Source organism: Streptomyces sp. 351MFTsu5.1, from assembly GCF_000383655.1.
In the GTDB taxonomy this organism is placed as follows: domain Bacteria; phylum Actinomycetota; class Actinomycetes; order Streptomycetales; family Streptomycetaceae; genus Streptomyces; species Streptomyces griseorubiginosus.
Window position 1 is genome coordinate 359,473 of the sequence record NZ_KB911776.1, and the last position, 13,088, is coordinate 372,560.

At 72.5% G+C, this 13,088-nt stretch carries 12 protein-coding genes; 9 read left to right on the plus strand and 3 right to left on the minus strand.

The window, feature by feature from the left end; translation table 11 throughout:
* Positions 1 to 7: 7 nt before the first annotated feature.
* Entirely contained in the window at positions 8 to 1,153 is a 1,146-nt protein-coding gene (locus tag H295_RS0105065) for an acyl-CoA dehydrogenase family protein (protein ID WP_020134248.1), read from the minus strand.
* A gap of 359 nt (positions 1,154 to 1,512) precedes the next feature.
* On the opposite strand from H295_RS0105065, the gene H295_RS0105070 reads away from it, so the two are divergent.
* Genes H295_RS0105070 through H295_RS0105080 form a run of 3 tightly spaced genes read left to right on the plus strand, consistent with a single transcriptional unit; the run spans position 1,513 to position 4,507 of the window.
* Complete coding sequence (locus tag H295_RS0105070) at positions 1,513 to 2,391, plus strand: DUF5819 family protein (RefSeq protein WP_020134249.1); 879 nt, start codon at positions 1,513 to 1,515, stop codon at positions 2,389 to 2,391.
* Positions 2,388 to 3,755 (plus strand): HTTM domain-containing protein, encoded by a 1,368-nt coding sequence (locus H295_RS0105075; RefSeq protein WP_020134250.1) that lies wholly within the window; start codon positions 2,388 to 2,390, stop codon positions 3,753 to 3,755. Before H295_RS0105070 ends, H295_RS0105075 begins: the two co-directional genes overlap by 4 nt.
* Entirely contained in the window at positions 3,752 to 4,507 is a 756-nt protein-coding gene (locus tag H295_RS0105080; RefSeq protein WP_020134251.1) for a TrmH family RNA methyltransferase, read from the plus strand. Before H295_RS0105075 ends, H295_RS0105080 begins: the two co-directional genes overlap by 4 nt.
* On the opposite strand, the gene paaN is transcribed toward H295_RS0105080, so the two are convergent.
* A complete protein-coding gene (paaN, locus tag H295_RS0105085) occupies positions 4,504 to 6,195 on the minus strand; it encodes a phenylacetic acid degradation protein PaaN (RefSeq protein WP_020134252.1) in 1,692 nt (563 codons plus the stop codon). The genes H295_RS0105080 and paaN overlap by 4 nt on opposite strands.
* A 160-nt stretch (positions 6,196 to 6,355) precedes the next feature.
* Here paaN and H295_RS0105090 point away from each other — a divergent pair, with 160 nt between their 5' ends.
* From H295_RS0105090 to H295_RS0105100, 3 genes are read left to right on the plus strand one after another with little or no spacing between them, the layout of a single operon-like run.
* Positions 6,356 to 7,873 (plus strand): 3-hydroxyacyl-CoA dehydrogenase, encoded by a 1,518-nt coding sequence (locus H295_RS0105090; protein ID WP_020134253.1) that lies wholly within the window; start codon positions 6,356 to 6,358, stop codon positions 7,871 to 7,873.
* A complete protein-coding gene (locus H295_RS0105095; RefSeq protein WP_020134254.1) occupies positions 7,870 to 8,460 on the plus strand; it encodes a TetR/AcrR family transcriptional regulator in 591 nt (196 codons plus the stop codon). The genes H295_RS0105090 and H295_RS0105095 overlap by 4 nt, the downstream gene beginning before the upstream one ends.
* A 4-nt stretch (positions 8,461 to 8,464) precedes the next feature.
* Positions 8,465 to 8,845, plus strand: coding sequence for an SMI1/KNR4 family protein (locus tag H295_RS0105100; RefSeq protein ID WP_020134255.1), 381 nt, complete (start codon positions 8,465 to 8,467; stop codon positions 8,843 to 8,845).
* Between the two features lie 3 nt (positions 8,846 to 8,848).
* Here the strand turns inward: H295_RS0105100 and H295_RS0105105 are convergent, their stop codons facing one another.
* On the minus strand, positions 8,849 to 9,334 hold the full coding sequence (locus H295_RS0105105) for an Lrp/AsnC family transcriptional regulator (protein ID WP_020134256.1): 486 nt from the start codon (positions 9,332 to 9,334) through the stop codon (positions 8,849 to 8,851).
* A 189-nt stretch (positions 9,335 to 9,523) separates the two neighbouring features.
* On the opposite strand from H295_RS0105105, the gene pdhA reads away from it, so the two are divergent.
* Genes pdhA through H295_RS0105120 form a run of 3 tightly spaced genes read left to right on the plus strand, consistent with a single transcriptional unit; the run spans position 9,524 to position 13,007 of the window.
* A complete protein-coding gene (pdhA, locus tag H295_RS0105110) occupies positions 9,524 to 10,669 on the plus strand; it encodes a pyruvate dehydrogenase (acetyl-transferring) E1 component subunit alpha (RefSeq protein WP_020134257.1) in 1,146 nt (381 codons plus the stop codon).
* Positions 10,666 to 11,670, plus strand: a complete 1,005-nt coding sequence (locus H295_RS0105115) for an alpha-ketoacid dehydrogenase subunit beta (protein ID WP_020134258.1) — start codon at positions 10,666 to 10,668, stop codon at positions 11,668 to 11,670. The genes pdhA and H295_RS0105115 overlap by 4 nt, the downstream gene beginning before the upstream one ends.
* Positions 11,670 to 13,007 carry a dihydrolipoamide acetyltransferase family protein gene (locus H295_RS0105120; RefSeq protein WP_020134259.1) on the plus strand — a complete coding sequence of 446 codons (1,338 nt, stop codon included), beginning with the start codon at positions 11,670 to 11,672 and terminating at the stop codon, positions 13,005 to 13,007. The genes H295_RS0105115 and H295_RS0105120 overlap by 1 nt, the downstream gene beginning before the upstream one ends.
* The last annotated feature ends 81 nt before the right edge of the window (positions 13,008 to 13,088 follow it).

Genomic DNA, 13,088 nt, shown 5'->3' on the forward strand with positions numbered 1-13,088 from the left:
GCGCCGGTCACAGAGAATGCGCCGCCAGCAGGTCCCCCAACGCCTCCTCGTGGGCCGCTGCCGGGCCCAGGGACAGTTCCAGGTGCTTGGCCCAGGCGTGGTAGCGGTGCAGCGGGTAGTCGACGTCCGCGCCGAAGCCGCCGTGCAGATGCTGTGCCGTCTGCACCACCCGCCGCACGCCCTCCGAGGCCCAGATCTTCGCCACGGCGACGTCACCCGAGACCGGCAGCACGCCGCGTGCCCCGGAGGAGAGCCGCCACGCGGCCTGCCACAGCGTGACCTCCATCGCGCGCAGGTCGATGTACCGGTCGGCGGCCTGCACGGCGACGGCCTGGAAGGTGGCGACCGGGAACCCGAACTGCTCGCGCCCGCTGGTGTATTCACTGCTCATCCGCAGCACCCGCTCGCCCAGACCGAGCGCCAGCGCGCAGGTCCCCGTGGTCAGCAGGTCCCGCAGCCACTCCCACGCCCCCTCCGCGTCGATCACGTCCCGCGCGCCGATCCGCACCGAGTCCAGCCGCAGCTCGCCCAGCCGTTCCCCGCTGGTGGAGAACTGCTCGCCGAGCGCGACCCCGTCATGGTCCCGGGGCACCAGCGCGAGGACGGCCCGGTCCGCGGCGGTGTGCGCGGGGACGACGACGAAGTCCGCGTCGTACACCCACGGCACCGCCGTCTGCACCCCGTCCAGGACCCAGCCGGCACCCTCGCCCTCGCCCTCCGCCTGCCGAGCGGTGACGGCGAGTTCGGCGGGGTCGTGTCCCGTGCGGCCGCTCGCGGCGACGGTCAGCACGACCTCCCCGCGCCCGGCCCGCTCCAGCAGGTCCGTCCTCAACTCCTGGCCGCCGTAAGCCTGTACGGCGGCCAGGGCCGCGCTGTTCTCCAGCAGCGGCACCCGGGCCAGCACCTTCGCCGACTCGCGCAGCACCAGGCAGAGCGCGACCGCGTCCAGGCCCGCCCCGCCGTACTCCTCCGCCACCAGCAGGCTCAGCAGGTCCGCCTCGGCGAGCCTCGCCCACAGCGCGCGGTCGAACTCGTCGGCCACGGCGCCCGTGGTGAGGGCCGGGGACGGCACCGCGTCCGGTGCCACGTCGGCGAACACCCCCCGTGCCGCCTCGGCCGCCGCCTGCTGCTCCTCGCTGAAGGTGAAGTCCACGGTCCCTGTCCTTCCGACGGGTCGGCAGATCGGGTCAGCTGATCTGACGGTCCGTCAAGATAGAACAGGTTCTAGAAGAAGGGAACGGCCGGCGGACCCGCGGGCGGACCGGACGCCGACCGATCGTTCGGTACAGGTGATCCATGGTGGGTGAGGCGCCGTAAGGTGTCCACCGCTGTGGAAAACCCTCGGCCGTCCCCTGTGGAAAACGGGGCCGGACGTGAGGACGGCCACGCCGGGGCCTTTCGACAAGGGCTGTGCGGAGCGGTCGGGCCTGAGTACCGTGCCCGTGCGAGCCACCGCGGCACCCCACGGGCCAGGGCGGCCGCGGAACGGACCGGAATCGGGAACGGGGCGGAATGGACGCGCACGACAGAGGCTCGACCCCCCGTCACGACGACCTGGGCACCCGTCACGACGACCCGGGCACCCGTCACGACGACCCGGGCACCCCGAGCGATCCGACCCCCGGCCCTGAACCGGCCCCTGCGAGCGGGCCGACCGAACCTCCCGGGCCCACGCCGTCCCCCGACCCCGACCCCCGCACCGCGATATCCACCCCCCTCCCGGCGTCCCCCGACCCCGGCCCCCGGACCGGGGTGGCCGCCCTCTCCCTCCGCCACCAGATCGGGGTCGCCCTGGCGCTCGCCCTAGTCGCCATCGCCGTCTGTGTGCACATCGGGATGGTGTTCCTGCACGTCGCGCCGGTGAACACGGTGACCAGGCAGCACGGCGGGGCGGTCGACGACTGGATCTACCCGGAGTTCGAGCAGAACTGGAAACTGTTCGCCCCGAACCCGTTGCAGCAGAATGTCGCGGTGCAGGTGAGGGCCCGGATCCGGGGGGTGGACGGGGGCAGCCGTACGACGGGCTGGTACGACCTGTCCGCCCAGGACGGCCGGGCCATCGACGGCAATCCGCTGCCCAGCCACACCCAGCAGAACGAGTTGCGCCGCTCCTGGGACCTCTTCGTCGCCACCCACGACGCGAACAACCGTCCGATCGGTCTGCGCGGCTCCCTGTCCGAGACGTATCTGCGCCGCATCGCGGTGCTCCGCATGGGGCGCGAGGACGCTCTCGCGCGCGGTGACGTGCTCGTGAGCGTCCAGGTGCGCTCCCGGACCTCCAACGTCCCGCCGCCGAAGTGGAGCGACGAGAAGGTCTCGGTGCAGCCGGTCTTCCGGGAGCTGTCCTGGTGGCCCGTGACGGCCGACGACACCGAGGGGAGCGTCCGGTGAACCGATTCGTCCTCGCGGTGTCGAACGCGATCGCCCGGGTCACCGAGGCCGCCCTCGGTCCCTACCAGAGCGCGATGATCCGCATCGGCTTCAGCGCGACCTGGCTGCTGTTCCTGCTGCGCGAGCTCCCGCACCGCCAGGAGCTGTACGGTCCCGACGGCCCCTGGAGCTGGAACCTCGCTGAGCAGCTGGTCTCGGCCAACGGCGCGTTCAGCGCCCTGATGTGGTCGGACGGACAGTTCTGGTTCGAGACCGTCTATGTGCTCGCCGTCCTGTCGAGCCTCCTGCTGCTGCTCGGCTGGCACACCCGTGCGATGTCGGTGCTGTTCATGGTCGGTGTGCTCTCGCTCCAGAACCGCAGCGTCTTCATGGGCGACGGCGGCGACAACGTCCTGCACCTGATGTCGATCTACCTGGTTTTCACGCGGTGCGGCCAGGTCTGGTCGCTCGACGAGCGGCGGGCCCGTCGCACCCGCGAGGCACAGGCGCATGGGGGGCACGTCGTCGACCGGGCCGGCCCGGCCCTGTGGGGCGTCCTCGGGCTGGTGCTGGTGTCGGTGACCTTCCTGGGCAAGCTGGACGGCGATCCGGTCGTGCCGGTGCTGCTGTGGGTCCTGTGGCTGGCGCAGGCCCTGTGGTGGGCCGTCGGACGCTTCGGGCGGTCCGGTCAGTCGCGGATCATGCTCGACGTCATCGGCAACATCGTCCACAACGGCGCGCTGCTGGTGATCATGGCGGAGGCCTGTCTGATCTACGCGACCGCGGGCTGGTACAAGATCCAGGGCTCCCGCTGGCAGGACGGCACCGCCGTCTACTACCCGCTGCACCTGGAGTCCTTCTCGCCCTGGCCCGCCGTCGCCGACCTGCTGTCGGCCAACGGCCTCATGGTGATGCTGGTGACGTACGGCACGGTCGCCGTCCAGGTCGCCTTTCCCTTCACCCTGTTCAACCGCCGGGTCAAGAACGTCCTGCTGGCAGCCATGATCACCGAGCACGCGGTGATCGCGGTCGTTCTCGGCCTGCCGTTCTTCTCGCTGGCGATGATCGCCGCCGACTCGGTCTTCCTGCCGACGCCGTTCCTGCGTCGCCTCGGCGAGGGAGCCGCACGCGCGCGTGGCCGACTGCGCACCCGGTTCCGGAAGCGGCTCGCGGGCGGTGCGGACGCCCCCGTGCAGCGGCCACCGAAGCAGCGGCCACCGAAGCAGCGCACACCGAGCGAACCGGGGCCCGCCGACAGCGTCCCTCCGCAGCCGGCCGGTGAAGGCAGCATCCCTCCGCAGCAGGCCGACGGCGGCGGGGACGGTGGTCCGGGGCGGGAGAACCCCGAGAACCCGGATTCCACGCACGTAGGCTTCCCCGCATGACCGGTACCGATCCGCTGAGCCTGTGGCGCCGGCTCGCCGACACCTGCGTCCTGCTCGACGGCTTCCACGCCCTCAAGCACGCCCTGCGCTTCGGGGCCGAGATCCCGGTGGCGGTCACCGCCGACCGCGGTGCCGCGCTCACCCTGGCCGACGAGCTCGCCGCGGACGTACGGCCGTCCCTGGACGCGCTGCTGACGGAGGTCCCGGAGGCGGCGTACCGGACGCTCGTGCCGCGCCCGCATCCCACCGCGGTGGCGGCCCTGGCCGTACGGCCGTCCCGGGCCGCGCACCTCGAACAGCTGGCGCGCACCCCGCGCACCACCCCCGTGGTGGTCCTGGACCAGCCCCGCAACCTCGGCAACGCGGGGGCCGTGATCCGCCTGGCCGCCGGTTTCGGGGCGACCGGAGTGGTCACCACGGGCCCGCTCGACCCCTGGCATCCGACGGTCGTGCGCGGCGGGGCGGGGCTGCACTTCGCGACCGCCGTGGAGCGTCTGACGGCCGCCGAGCTGCCGCCGGGGCCGCTGTTCGCGCTGGACCCCGAGGGCGACGACATCCGGGGCCTGAAGCTCCCGGACGACGCCGTCCTCGCCTTCGGCTCGGAGCGCAGCGGACTGTCATCCGACGTACGCGCGCGTGCCGATCATCTGGTGGCCCTCCCGATGCGGTCCCAGGTCTCCAGCTACAACCTGGCCACGAGTGTGGCGATGACGCTCTACCACTGGAGCCTCGGGAGTTCCGCCGGCTCCTAGGCCTCCCGGCGCACCTCGACGACCCGGAACCGGTTCGCGACGAACGCGCCGTCGCACAGCGCGGAGTTCGCCGCCGGGTTGCCGCCGGAGCCGTGGAAGTCGGAGAACGCGGCCGTCTGGTTGACGTACACCCCGCCGACGAGGTTCAGCGACAGCTGGGCCGCCTCCTCCAGGCAGACCTCCTGGACGGCCTGTTCGACCTCCTCGTCGGTGGTGTAGGCGCCGACCGTCATCGCGCCCTTCTCGCGGATCGTCCGGCGCAGCAGCTCGACCCCGTCGGTGGCCGAGTCGACCGCCACGGCGAAGGAAACCGGGCCGAAGCACTCGCTCATGTAGGCGGCCTCGTCGTCCGGCTTGGCGCCGTCCAGCTTGACGAGGACGGGGGTGCGCACGACGGCGCCCGGGAACTCCGGGTTGGTGACCTCGCGGGAGGCGAGGGCGACTTCGCCGAGCCCCGCCGCGGCCTCCACGCGTGCCTTCACGTCGGGGTTGACGATCGCGCCCAGCAGGGCGTTGGCGCGTGCGTCGTCGCCGAGGAGGCCGTCGACCGCGCGGGCGATGTCGGCGACGACCTCGTCGTAGGTCTTGGGGCCCTCGTCGGTGCGGATGCCGTCGCGGGGGATCAGCAGGTTCTGCGGGGTGGTGCACATCTGGCCGCTGTAGAGGGACAGCGAGAAGGCCAGGTTGGCGAGCATGCCCTTGTAGTCGCCGGCCGACTCGACGAACACCGAGTTGACGCCGGCCTTCTCGGTGTAGACCTGCGCCTGGCGGGCGTTGGCCTCCAGCCAGTCGCCGAACTCCGTCGAGCCGGTGTAGTCGATGATGCGGATCTCCGGGCGGGTGGCGAGGGTCTTCGCGATGCCCTCGCCGGGGCGCTCGGCGGCGAGCGCGACCAGGTTCGGGTCGAAGCCCGCCTCGGCGAGCACGGAGCGCGCCACCTGGACGGTGAGCGCGAGCGGCAGCACCGCGCGCGGGTGCGGCTTGACCAGGACGGCGTTGCCGGTGGCGAGGGAGGCGAACAGGCCCGGGTAGCCGTTCCACGTCGGGAAGGTGTTGCAGCCGATGACCAGCCCGATTCCGCGCGGGACCGGAGTGAACCGCTTGGTGAGCGCGAGCGGGTCGCGCTTGCCCTGCGGCTTGGTCCACTCCGCGGTGTCGGGGGTGCGGACCTGCTCCACGTACGCGTACGCCACCGCTTCCAGGCCGCGGTCCTGCGCGTGCGGGCCGCCCGCCTGGAACGCCATCATGAACGCCTGGCCGCTGGTGTGCATGACCGCGTGCGCGAACTCGTGGGTCCGGTCGCTGATCCGCTTGAGGATCTCCAGGCAGACCACCGCGCGGATCTCCGCACCCGCGTCCCGCCAGGCCTTCTGCCCCGCCTTCATCGCGGGCAGCAGCACGTCCAGGTCCGCGTGCGGGTACTCGACGCCCAGCTCGATGCCGTACGGCGACACCTCGCCGCCCACCCAGTCGTCGGTGCCGGGCTGGCCGAGGTCGAGGCGGCTGCCGAGGAGGGCGTCGAAGGCGGCCCTGCCCGCGGCCATGTCGAGGCTGCCGTTCTCCCCGTAGGCCTTCGGGTGCTCCGGGTGCGGGGACCAGTACGCGCGGGTGCGGATCGCCTCAAGTGCCTGGTCGAGGGTGGGCCGGTGCGCGGCGATCAGCTCGTGGGCGGTCAGTTCGGCGGGCATGCGGGACCAACTCCTCGTCTTTCGAACTCTTCGTCGAGTCCATGACCTGGGCAGAAACAGGGGCGGGAACAGCCAGTCAGAGTTAGAGTAACCGAACGATCGGTCGGGACAAGGGGGTCCGCCGCATCTGTGGAAAACCCCGTGCGGGAGGATCGCGCACATGACAGGACTCGACCTCAGCAGCCCCGTGGCCGTCGTCGGCACCGGCACCATGGGCCAGGGCATCGCCCAGGTCGCGCTGGTCGCCGGGCATCCCGTGCGGCTCTACGACGCCGTCCCCGGCCGGGCCCGCGAGGCGGCCGACGTGATCGGCGCCCGCCTGGACCGGCTCGTCGAGAAGGGCCGGCTCACCGCCGCCGCCCGTGACGCCGCCCGCACCCGCCTGGTGGCCGCCGAGCAGCCGGCCGACCTCGCGGACTGCGGCCTGGTCGTCGAGGCCGTCCTGGAGCGGCTGGATGTCAAGCAGGAGCTGTTCCGGCAGCTCGAGGACATCGTGGACGAGGACTGTCTGCTCGCCACCAACACCTCGTCCCTGTCGGTGACCGCCATCGGCGGCGCCCTGCGCCACCCGGGCCGGTTCGTGGGCCTGCACTTCTTCAACCCCGCCCCGCTGCTGCCGCTGGTCGAGGTCGTCTCCGGGTTCGCCACCGACGTCTCCTCGGCCACGCGCGCGTACGAGACGGCCCGCGCCTGGGGCAAGACGCCGGTCGCCTGCGCCGACACCCCCGGCTTCATCGTCAACCGCATCGCACGGCCCTTCTACGCCGAGGCGTTCGCGATCCACGAGGCCCAGGGCGCCGAGCCCGCCACCATCGACGCCGTGCTGCGCGAGTGCGGCGGCTTCAAGATGGGCGCGTTCGAGCTGACCGACCTGATCGGGCAGGACGTCAACGAGTCCGTCACGCACTCGGTGTGGCGCGCCTTCTTCCAGGACGTGCGCTTCACGCCCTCCCTCGCCCAGCAGCGCCTGGTCGAGTCGGGCCGGCTCGGCCGCAAGAGCGGACAGGGCTGGTACGACTACGCGGAGGGCGCCGAGCGCGACGAGCCGCACACCGCGGAACCGGCCCCCGCGCCCGCCTACGTCGTCGTCGAGGGCGACCTGGGCCCCGCGTCCGAACTGCTCGCGCTGATCCGCGAGGCGGGCATCCCGGTCCGCGAGGACGAGGAGGACCACGGCACCCGGCTGGTCCTGCCGAGCGGCGGACAGCTCGCGCTCGCCGACGGGCAGACCTCGGTGGAGTTCCGGGACGTCGTCTACTTCGACCTCGCCCTGGACTACCGCAAGGCCACCCGCATCGCCCTGTCGGCCTCCCAGGACACCGCGCAGCAGACCCTCTCCGAGGCCGTCGGGCTCTTCCAGGCGCTCGGCAAGGACGTCAGCGTCATCGGGGACGTGCCCGGCATGATCGTCGCCCGCACGGTCGCCCGGATCGTGGACCTCGCGCACGACGCCGTCGCCAAGGGCGTGGCCACCGAGGAGGACATCGACACCGCGATGCGGCTCGGGGTGAACTACCCGCTCGGCCCCTTCGAGTGGAGCCGCAGGCTCGGCCGCAACTGGGCCTACAGCCTCCTCGACGACCTGCACCTGCGCGACCCCTCGGGGCGGTACGCGCCCTCGCTCGCGCTGTACCGGCACGCCTACGCCTCCGACAAGCGGGAGGGCAGCACCTCATGACGACCGCCAAGCGGGACACGTACACCCCCGAGACGCTGCTGTCCGTCGCCGTCCAGGTCTTCATCGAGCGCGGCTACGACGGCACCTCCATGGAGCACCTCTCCAAGGCCGCAGGCATCTCCAAGTCGTCGATCTACCACCACGTGACCGGCAAGGAGGAGCTGCTGCGCCGGGCCGTCAGCCGGGCCCTGGACGGTCTGTTCGGCATCCTCGACGAGGAGCACGCGCGCGTGGGCCGCGCCTCGGACCGCCTGGAGTACGTGGTGCGGCGCATGGTCGAGGTGCTGATCGCCGAGCTGCCGTACGTCACCCTGCTGCTGCGGGTGCGCGGCAACACCGGCACCGAGCGCTGGGCGCTGGAGCGCCGCCGGGACTTCGACCACCGGGTCGCCGAGCTCCTGAAGGCGGCCGCCGCGGACGGCGACGTGCGCGGGGACGTGGAGGTGCGGCTGGCGACCCGCCTGGTCTTCGGGATGATCAACTCGATCGTGGAGTGGTACCGCCCCGACGGCCGCGGCATGAACGAACGCGAAGTCGCGGACGCGGTGGCCCAGTTGATCTTCGGGGGACTGCGAAGGGCCGGCTGACGGCGTGAGTGCCGACGACCTCCTCGCGAGGGCCGAGCGCCGCTTCGGCGTCCGGTTCCCGCAGGACTACCGGGACTTCCTGGCCGCGGAGGGGAGCATGAGCCGTTTCGTCCCTCCCGCGGGCGACTTTCTCGTGATCGACCCCGTCGAGGACCTGGTCCCCGTGAACGAGGCCGGCGAGATCCAGGACCGGTTCCCCGGCGGGGTCGTCATCGGCGGGGACGGGGGCCGGGAGCTGCTCACCTTCGACTTCCGGCAGGAGCCGCCGGCCCTCGTCCTGCTCGACGTCTCGGCCCCGGACTGGTCGTCCGCCCTTCCCCAGGCGAGCTCGCTGTCCGAACTGCTGGCGCGGTTCCCCGTCGACGGATGGGACTTCGGCGCCTGAGCGTCAGCCCTGCGGCTCCAGGTCCTCCTCCTCGAAGACCAGCAGGGTGCGGGTGCTCAGCACCTCCGGGATGGCCTGGAGCCGGGTGAGGACCAGCTCGCGCAGGGATCTGTTGTCCGGGGTGTGGACGAGCAGCAGCACGTCGAAGTCGCCGCCGACCAGCGCGATGTGGGAGGCCCCGGGCAGCTGTCTGAGCTGCTCCCGGACCGTGCGCCAGGAGTTCTGGACGATCTTCAGGGTGATGTAGGCCGAGGTGCCCTGGCCCGCGCGCTCGTGGTTGACGCGGGCGCCGAAACCGCGGATGACGCCGTCCTCGACGAGGCGGTTGATGCGGGCGTAGGCGTTGGCGCGGGAGACGTGCACCCGTTCGGCGACCGACCTTATCGACGCGCGGCCGTCCGCCTGGAGCATCTGGAGGATGTCCTGATCGATGGCGTCGAGCGGACGAGGGGGAGAAAGGGGGACCCCGTCCTCCGGGCTTTCGGCCATTTGTTCAGGTGCCATGTCCCCCTGCCTCCCTAGCATGGACGTACTGCGTCCATCTCAGGCTGTGGAGAACCGTTTGTCCACAGCCTGAGGGGCCCTGTAGCCAAAATGTGCCGACGACCGAACAATCGGTAGGTGAGGCGCCTCACATCCGTGATGCGCCGAAGCCGTCTCCCACGAGGAGGTGCCGTCATGACGGTCATGGAGCAGCGGGGCGCGTACCGGCCATCGCCGCCGCCCGCCTGGCAGCCCCGCACGGACCCCGCGCCCCTGCTGCCCGACCCGGAGCCCCGGCGCGTCCTCGGCACCGACGCGGCCGCCGAGGCCGACCCGGCCCTGCTGCGCCGCCTGCACGCCGAGCTGGTCCGCGGCCGCCGCTACAACACGCAGGCGACCGCCCTCACCAAGCAGGGCCGTCTCGCCGTCTACCCCTCCAGCACCGGCCAGGAGGCCTGCGAGGTCGCCGCCGCACTCGCGCTGGAGGACCGCGACTGGCTCTTCCCCAGCTACCGCGACACCCTCGCCGCCGTCGCCCGGGGCCTCGACCCCGTCCAGGCGCTCACGCTCCTGCGCGGCGACTGGCACACCGGCTACGACCCGCGCGAACACCGCGTGGCCCCCCTGTGCACCCCGCTCGCCACCCAGCTCCCGCACGCCGTCGGCCTCGCCCACGCGGCCCGCCTCAAGGGTGACGACGTGGTCGCGCTCGCCATGGTCGGCGACGGCGGCACCAGCGAGGGCGACTTCCACGAGGCACTGAACTTCGCCGCCGTCTGGCAGGCCCCGGTGGTCTTCCTGGTCCAGAACAACGGCTTCGCGATCTCCGTCCCGCTCGACAAGCAGACCGCGGCCCCGTCGCTGGCCCACAAGGCCGTCGGCTACGGCATGCCGGGCCGGCTGGTCGACGGCAACGACGCGGTCGCCGTCCACGAGGTCCTCACCGCCGCCGTACGCCACGCCCGCGCGGGCGGCGGACCCACCCTGGTCGAGGCGATCACCTACCGCGTGGACGCCCACACCAACGCCGACGACGCGACCCGCTACCGCGGCGACGCCGAGGTCGAGACCTGGCGCGGACACGACCCGATCGCCCTCCTGGAGCACGAACTGACCGAGCGCGGGCTGATCGACGAAGCCGGCCTGGAAGCCGTACGCCAGGACGCCGAGGCCTTCGCCGCCGCGCTGCGCGACGGCATGAACCAGGACCCGGTCCTCGACCCCATGGACCTGTTCGCCCACGTCTACGCCGAGCCCACCCCGCAACTGCGCGAGCAGCAGGCACAGTTGCGCGCCGAGCTGGACGCCGAGCACGACTCCCACGGGGGTGCGCACCGATGACCACCGTCGCCCTCAAACCGGCCACCATGGCGCAGGCCCTCACGCGCGCGCTGCGCGACGCGATGGCCGCCGACCCCACCGTGCATGTCATGGGTGAGGACGTCGGCACCCTCGGCGGGGTCTTCCGGGTCACCGACGGACTCGCCAAGGAGTTCGGCGAGGACCGCTGCACGGACACCCCGCTCGCCGAGGCCGGCATCCTCGGCACCGCGGTCGGCATGGCGATGTACGGGCTCCGCCCGGTCGTGGAGATGCAGTTCGACGCCTTCGCCTACCCGGCGTTCGAGCAGCTGATCAGCCATGTCGCGAAGATGCGCAACCGCACCCGCGGGGCGATGCCGCTCCCGATCACCATCCGGGTCCCCTACGGCGGCGGCATCGGCGGTGTCGAGCACCACAGCGACTCCTCCGAGGCGTACTACATGGCGACCCCCGGTCTCCAGGTCGTCACCCCCGCGACCGTCGCCGACGCCTACGGACTGCTGCGCGCGGCGATCGCCTGCGACGACCCCGTCGTCGTCCTGGAGCCCAAGCGCCTGTACTGGTCCAAGGACACCTGGAACCCGGACGACCCGCAGCCGGTCGAACCCATCGGCCGCGCGGTGGTGCGGCGCCCGGGCCGCAGCGCCACCCTCATCACCTACGGCCCGTCCGTGCCCGTGTGCCTCGAAGCCGCCGAAGCCGCGCGCGAGGAGGGCTGGGACCTCGAAGTGGTCGACCTGCGCTCCCTGGTGCCGTTCGACGACGAGACGGTCGCGGCCTCCGTACGGCGGACCGGACGCGCGGTCGTCGTGCACGAGTCGGGCGGGTTCGGCGGACCGGGCGGAGAGATCGCCGCCAGGGTCACCGAGCGCTGCTTCCACCACCTGGAGGCGCCGGTGCTGCGGGTGGCCGGGTTCGACATCCCCTACCCGCCGCCGATGCTGGAGCGTCACCACCTGCCCGGCGTCGACCGGATCCTGGACGCGGTGGGGCGGCTGCAATGGGAGGCGGAGAACTGATGGCGCAGGTGCTGGAGTTCAAACTGCCCGACCTCGGCGAGGGTCTGACCGAGGCGGAGATCGTCCGCTGGCTGGTCGAGGTCGGCGACGTCGTCGCGGTCGACCAGCCGGTCGTCGAGGTGGAGACCGCCAAGGCGATGGTCGACGTCCCCTGCCCCTACGCGGGCGTCGTCACGGCCCGCTACGGCGAGGAGGGCAGCGAGCTTCCCGTCGGAGCACCGCTGATCACGGTGGCCGTGGGAGCGCCGGCCTCCGGCGGCCCGGCCGAGGTCGCGGAGACCGAGGCCCCCAAGACCGAGGGCTCGGGGAACGTCCTCGTCGGCTACGGCACGTCGGACGCGCCCGCGCGCAGGCGCAGGGTGCGACGGGAGCAGCAGGTGCTCGCGCCGGTGAACGGCCGGCCGGCACCTGAGACCCCCGAGTTGGTTCGCGCGGCACCCGAAGCCGCCGAGGCGGTCCAGGGCCCCGTCGCCGTGATCTCGCCGCTCGTCCGCCGCCTCGCCCGCGAGAACGGCCTCGACCTCAGGGCACTCACCGGCTCCGGCCCCGACGGACTGATCCTGCGGGCCGACGTCGAGCACGCCCTGCGGGCCGCCGCCGCACCGGCACGGGCCACCACCGCGGTGACGGCCACCGCGACGGCCCCCGCAGGCACCCGCGTCCCCCTCAAGGGCGTCCGGGGCGCGGTCGCCGACAAGCTCTCCCGCAGCCGGACCGAGATCCCCGACGCCACCTGCTGGGTGGACGCCGACGCCACGGAACTCATGCGGGCCCGCACCGCGATGAACGCCGCCGGAGGGCCGAAGATCTCCCTGCTCGCGCTGCTCGCTCGGATCTGCACCGCCGCGCTCGCCCGGTTCCCCGAGCTCAACTCCACCGTCGACACGGCCGCCCGGGAGATCGTGCGGCTGGATGCCGTCCACCTCGGGTTCGCCGCGCAGACCGAGCGGGGCCTGGTCGTGCCGGTCGTGAAGGACGCACACAGCCGGGACGCCGAGTCGCTGTCCGCGGAGTTCGCCCGGCTCACCGAGTCGGCCCGCACCGGCAGCCTCACCCCGGCCGAACTCACCGGCGGCACCTTCACGTTGAACAACTACGGCGTGTTCGGCGTCGACGGCTCCACGCCGATCATCAACCACCCCGAGGCGGCCATGCTCGGCGTCGGCCGGATCATCCCCAAGCCGTGGGTGCACGAGGGCGAACTGGCGGTGCGTCAGGTCGTCCAGCTCTCGCTCACCTTCGACCACCGGGTCTGCGACGGCGGCACCGCGGGCGGCTTCCTGCGGTACGTGGCCGACTGCGTGGAACAGCCCGCGGTCCTGCTGCGCACCCTGTGAGCGCGCGCCTCTCGCACACCCTGTGAGTGCGTCCCGGCGGCCGTACACGCGGATCGCTGCGCCGCCCGATCGTTCCCTGTG

What these genes read in the sequence shown, in the direction of transcription:
- H295_RS0105070 (WP_020134249.1), top strand. Translation starts at nt 1,513, where the DNA reads ATGGACGCGCACGACAGAGGCTCGACCCCCCGTCACGACGACCTGGGC.
- H295_RS0105080 (WP_020134251.1), top strand. Translation starts at nt 3,752, where the DNA reads ATGACCGGTACCGATCCGCTGAGCCTGTGGCGCCGGCTCGCCGACACC.
- paaN (WP_020134252.1), bottom strand. Translation starts at nt 6,195, where the DNA reads ATGCCCGCCGAACTGACCGCCCACGAGCTGATCGCCGCGCACCGGCCC.
- H295_RS0105090 (WP_020134253.1), top strand. Translation starts at nt 6,356, where the DNA reads ATGACAGGACTCGACCTCAGCAGCCCCGTGGCCGTCGTCGGCACCGGC.
- H295_RS0105095 (WP_020134254.1), top strand. Translation starts at nt 7,870, where the DNA reads ATGACGACCGCCAAGCGGGACACGTACACCCCCGAGACGCTGCTGTCC.
- H295_RS0105105 (WP_020134256.1), bottom strand. Translation starts at nt 9,334, where the DNA reads ATGGCCGAAAGCCCGGAGGACGGGGTCCCCCTTTCTCCCCCTCGTCCG.
- pdhA (WP_020134257.1), top strand. Translation starts at nt 9,524, where the DNA reads ATGACGGTCATGGAGCAGCGGGGCGCGTACCGGCCATCGCCGCCGCCC.
- H295_RS0105115 (WP_020134258.1), top strand. Translation starts at nt 10,666, where the DNA reads ATGACCACCGTCGCCCTCAAACCGGCCACCATGGCGCAGGCCCTCACG.
- H295_RS0105120 (WP_020134259.1), top strand. Translation starts at nt 11,670, where the DNA reads ATGGCGCAGGTGCTGGAGTTCAAACTGCCCGACCTCGGCGAGGGTCTG.